This window comes from Microcystis sp. M090S1, from assembly GCF_020246295.1.
Taxonomy (GTDB): Bacteria; Cyanobacteriota; Cyanobacteriia; order Cyanobacteriales; family Microcystaceae; genus Microcystis; species Microcystis aeruginosa.
In genome coordinates, this window is sequence record NZ_JADBTF010000482.1 from 1 (window position 1) to 2,781 (window position 2,781).

Consider the following 2,781-nt stretch of genomic DNA (forward strand, 5'->3'; position numbering starts at 1 on the left):
CTTACAAAGACTTAATAGAAGGGATTGAATTGGCTATGTTAGAAGTTACTCAAAAAGATATTCGCAATTGGTTTACTCACTGTTGCTACTGTACCTCATAAGTCAGAGAATTGCTATAAGTAACTAAGCAAAATTAATATCGAATCTGTTTGACTTTCTGTTCTTTGTGCCTCTGTGGTTGCTCCCGAATCATTCTGGGATAAACTGATAAGCTGCCCGCGCATTTAAATTGCTTGTTGAGACGGGGCAAGAGGCAAGAGGCAACAGTAAAGGGATTGGGGGAGATTCGGCTAATCTTAAGAATAAGCGCTTTAAATGCGTCTTAGCTTAGAAAAGTGTATGTTAGGCTAGATTTAACCGGACTAAACCAAGAGAGCCTATTTATTTTTTGCGAGCAAAAATTTCTTCAAACCAATTAATAGCTCGATTTGCTAAAGCTTCTAGGGAATATTTTTGCTCGACTACTGCACGACAAGAATATCGTTCGAGCCGGTCTAAATTTTTAATTCCTGTAACTAATCCCTCGATACTATCCGGTTCAACCTTCATTTCGTGGCCTGGAAAAAGGACTGCTGGTGAAATCCCCAAGCTTTAGCGAGGAGCGAGGTGGGAAATGCTTGGACTTGCTGGTTATAAGCTTGTACCGCCTGATTGTATCGCATCCGTTCCACCGCTAGGCGATTCTCCGTGCCTGCCATTTCGTACTGGAGGTTGATAAACAGTTGGCTAGACTGTAACGGCGGGTTCGTTGCGGCATACTGGTGGAAACGTGCGATCGCCTGATCGATTTTGGCAATAGCAGCGGCTTTTTGTGCGGGGGTTAGTGCTTGCAAATATGCCTGACGGGATTGCACCAGCAAGGTGACTAAGGCTTTTTCCTGTTGAGCAGATGCTTGTGTGACGCTGACGAGATTAGGGATGAGATCGGCACGCCGCTGGAGTTGGTTTTCCACTTGCGCCCAGGCCGCATTTACTCTTGAGGCAGAACTCCCCAGAGTATTATATGTCCACATTCCCGAAAGCGCAATCACCCCTAGTATAGCTACCCCCACAGATAGCAATCTCTGGCGTTGTTGTGTCGCCTTCTTCTGTCGCTCTAACTTTTGTTGGCGTTGCCTCTGAACTTCCCGAATTGCTTGTTGGATAAATTCAGCCGGAATCCGCACTTCTTTGGCAGCCTCTACTAATTCCGACTCGGCGAAGCTCTGGGTGTAATCAGCATAGTATCGCGAGGCAAGTTCTAGCACCTCTGGCACAATTTCTTCAGGAATGCGAATTTCTTCGTCGTTCATGGCTAACCTTAGAAAATTTCCAAAAGATTCACTGTGTTTGATCACAAACAGCCATTACCAACTGTCGCCAGCACCGCCGCCGCCACTATCTCCGCCACCAAAACTACTGCCGCCGCTATCTCCGCCACCAAAACTACTGCCGCCGCTATCTCCACCACTAAAACTACTGCCGCCGCTAATTAGATAGAGGCTAATCCTATATATCAGGTAAAAAATAACCGAACCCAACCACAGAGCAACTAACCACATCCAGAAATGTTGTACTCCTCGGCTATCATTCTGGGGGGTATCTTGAGTCAACTCTTTACTCAGGGATGGTTCTAAGGAGACAATTATGGCTCTTGTCCCCGCCAAAGTCCCGCCATCAAAATCTTTTTGCCGGAAGCGCGGCGTTATCTCTGTCTCGATAATATTGCCAACTTTCCCATCGGGTAAAATCCCCTCTACTCCATATCCTGTCTCAATTTCCACGCGGCGGTCTTTGACTGAAATCAAAAATAGCACGCCGTTATCTTGGCCTTTTTTGCCAATTTTCCAATAGTTGAAAAGGTTGGTCGTAAACTCTTTAGGAGAAGCGGCGGGAGCAGTTTCCGGTACAGTTACCACTGCTATTTCCGCTCCGTTTTTGGCTTCTAACCAAGCGATCATCTGGTTCAGTTGGGTTTCTGTTTCCGGTTGAAGAATCTCGGCTTTATCTGTCACCCATCCCCCGGAAACCTGTCGAGGATTGGGTACTTCTTGAACCGTCAGAGCCAGGCCAGGACAAGGAACTAGGAAAAAAGCTACGCAGAGCGAACCGAGCCAAATAACTGGATAAGGTTTAACTACTAAAGCTTTCATGACTTTAACCTCCGGTGAGTAGATATTTGTGCCTTTCTGTTGTTGTGTGATCACAGAAAGACACTCTCGAAACATCGTCTGCTTCTATCATATTAGACTCCAGCTAAAAACCCTGCTCCCTCACTGACAAAAAATTTCTTCAAACCAAGCAATGACTCGATTTCCTAAAGCTTCTAGGGAATATTTTTGCTCCACTACTGCACGGCAAGAAGATCGATCGATCCGGTCTAAATTTTTAATTCCTGTAACTAATCCCTCGATACTATCGGGTTCAACTAAAAAACCAGTTTTTCCATCTTCAATAATTTCTACTGGACCACCACGACGATAGGCAATTACGGGAACACCACAGGCTAAAGCTTCAATAGCCCCGTTACCAAAAGCCTCAACCCAGCGCGGGGTCATCAACAGGCCAAAACAGTCGCCTAGCTCTTTTTGTAGGCTCTCGGTGGGCAAAAACCCGCGATAATCGACTAAATCGAAACTTTGACTCTCCCCCGCTAACCGCTCGCGCGGTGTAGCGGGGGATTCTCGGTTCTTAGGCTTTTAACTAGATCGACCTGGTTTAACCGGTCGATCCCCAACCGATCGCCTCCGCGAGCGTTTTCCAACACGGTCAGCCCGACCGCATTTTTTCCTCGGTTCTCGA

2 protein-coding genes and 3 pseudogenes are annotated in these 2,781 nt (G+C 46.6%); 1 reads left to right on the forward strand and 4 read right to left on the reverse strand.

Annotation, left to right across the window (positions count from 1 at the left end; genetic code table 11):
• Window positions 1-101 (forward strand): annotated as a pseudogene (locus IM477_RS21235) (IS630-like element ISMae26 family transposase); the annotation flags it as partial.
• A 280-nt stretch (window positions 102-381) separates the two neighbouring features.
• On the opposite strand, the pseudogene IM477_RS21240 reads toward IM477_RS21235, so the two are convergent.
• The 4 genes and pseudogenes from IM477_RS21240 to IM477_RS21255 all read right to left on the reverse strand — a co-directional run.
• Window positions 382-543: pseudogene (locus IM477_RS21240) on the reverse strand (UDP-glucose--tetrahydrobiopterin glucosyltransferase); the annotation flags it as partial.
• Between the two features lie 2 nt (window positions 544-545).
• Complete coding sequence (locus IM477_RS21245) at window positions 546-1,292, reverse strand: LemA family protein (RefSeq protein WP_287733365.1); 747 nt, start codon at window positions 1,290-1,292, stop codon at window positions 546-548.
• Window positions 1,293-1,346: 54 nt separating this feature from the next.
• On the reverse strand, window positions 1,347-2,186 hold the full coding sequence (locus IM477_RS21250; protein WP_287733366.1) for a TPM domain-containing protein: 840 nt from the start codon (window positions 2,184-2,186) through the stop codon (window positions 1,347-1,349).
• A gap of 66 nt (window positions 2,187-2,252) precedes the next feature.
• Window positions 2,253-2,627, reverse strand: a pseudogene (locus IM477_RS21255) (glycosyltransferase); the annotation flags it as partial.
• Window positions 2,628-2,781 lie beyond the last annotated feature (154 nt).

Coding starts and splice junctions, on each gene's coding strand:
- IM477_RS21245 (WP_287733365.1), bottom strand. CDS start 1,292: ATGAACGACGAAGAAATTCGCATTCCTGAAGAAATTGTGCCAGAGGTG.